General features: G+C 63.8%; 1 protein-coding gene and 1 pseudogene. Both read right to left on the bottom strand.

Annotation, left to right across the window (positions count from 1 at the left end; translation table 11 throughout):
* Positions 1 to 631: hypothetical protein (locus EOA60_RS33620; RefSeq protein WP_128312655.1), on the bottom strand; the 631-nt coding region annotated here is incomplete at its 3' end.
* Positions 632 to 635: 4 nt separating this feature from the next.
* A pseudogene (locus tag EOA60_RS33615) lies at positions 636 to 1,239 on the bottom strand (endonuclease); the annotation flags it as partial.

Here is a 1,239-nt window from a genome sequence, read left to right as displayed (position 1 = left end):
TGACCGGACCTTCGATCTCCGGGTCCGCCTCGGCCGCGACGAACGTCTTTATGTGCTGCGCGATCTCGTCGGCAGGCTCGGCCACCCGAAAGCGACGGAAGATCACCGTGCCGCTCGATGTCGACAGCGCGTAGTAGCGCTGTCCACGTGCGGCGCCCGACAGATCGATCCCGGTTTCCTCGCCCACCTCGCGGATCATGTTGAAATCGATATCGACGAGGCCGTCGCGGAAATCGATCGGCTCGAAGGAGCCGGCGGCGAAATAGACGCGGCCGGCGTTCACCGTGTGCGAGCCCATCCGGATCGCCACCAGCGCATTGTCGCCGGCAACCAGCACGGCGTGCGCATAGGCATGTTCGGCGCCGCTGAGCTCCCGGTTTTTGCGCCACAGCATGAAAGTCGAGTACTTCACCGCATGGCAGCGGCCGATGAGCCGGTGGTCGCGATAGCTCAGCGCCGAAAGCAGCACCACGGTGCCGTCATATAGCGCCGGCTTCATCTCCATTTCGCGGCGCCAGTTTTCCGCGATCGCTGTCTGATTGTCGCGCTCGAACGGATGCGGGCTGGCAACGAGCCGTACGTCGACCGCGTCGACCGGCAAAATGACATTCCGCGGCAGGTCGAAGCTCACGGGCTCAGGCCATGTCCAGGTTGATCACCACCGGGCAATGGTCGGAGGCCTTCGGCCTGTCCCACCCGGCACGCGGAAAACGCTCGACTTCCTGGCCAGGCGGAAAGATGGTGCGCCAAGGCTGACCGTTGCGGATGATCTCCGGAACCGCGGTGGCGTTCTTCGCCGCCAAGGCCTTCGACAGCAGGATATAGTCCAATTGGCACAAATGCCGCTCTTGCGGGCCGCGCGTGTGATAAAAACTCCAGCGGTCCATCTCGGGCCGCCGCTCGACGACATTTTCGCAAAAGCCGCCGGCGGTCAGAACGTTGATCGAGGACTGGGCTTCGTCGACGACCTGGAAGCGATAGCCGTCGAAGCTGTCGCCTTCGATCTTCACGCGCTGCCGATAATCGTTCATGTCGCCGCAGATTGCCCAGCGCTTGTCGGCCGCATGGTCCTTGCCGAAGCGGTCCTCGATGATGCGGCGCACGGCCTGCGCCTCGGCGATGCGCAGTGGCATCGTCGCCTCGCGGCCATCGAGACCGTTGCGCGGCGAGCCCATTGACTTGAAATGCACGAGGTACAGCGTAAGCGGCACGCCGCCGACCGTTATGTCGATTTCCAGG

It is taken from the genome of Mesorhizobium sp. M1A.F.Ca.IN.020.06.1.1 (assembly GCF_004023265.1).
Classification (GTDB): Bacteria; Pseudomonadota; Alphaproteobacteria; order Rhizobiales; family Rhizobiaceae; genus Mesorhizobium.
Note: the sequence above shows the minus strand (reverse complement) of the source record. Positions and strands in the feature narration are given on the sequence as shown.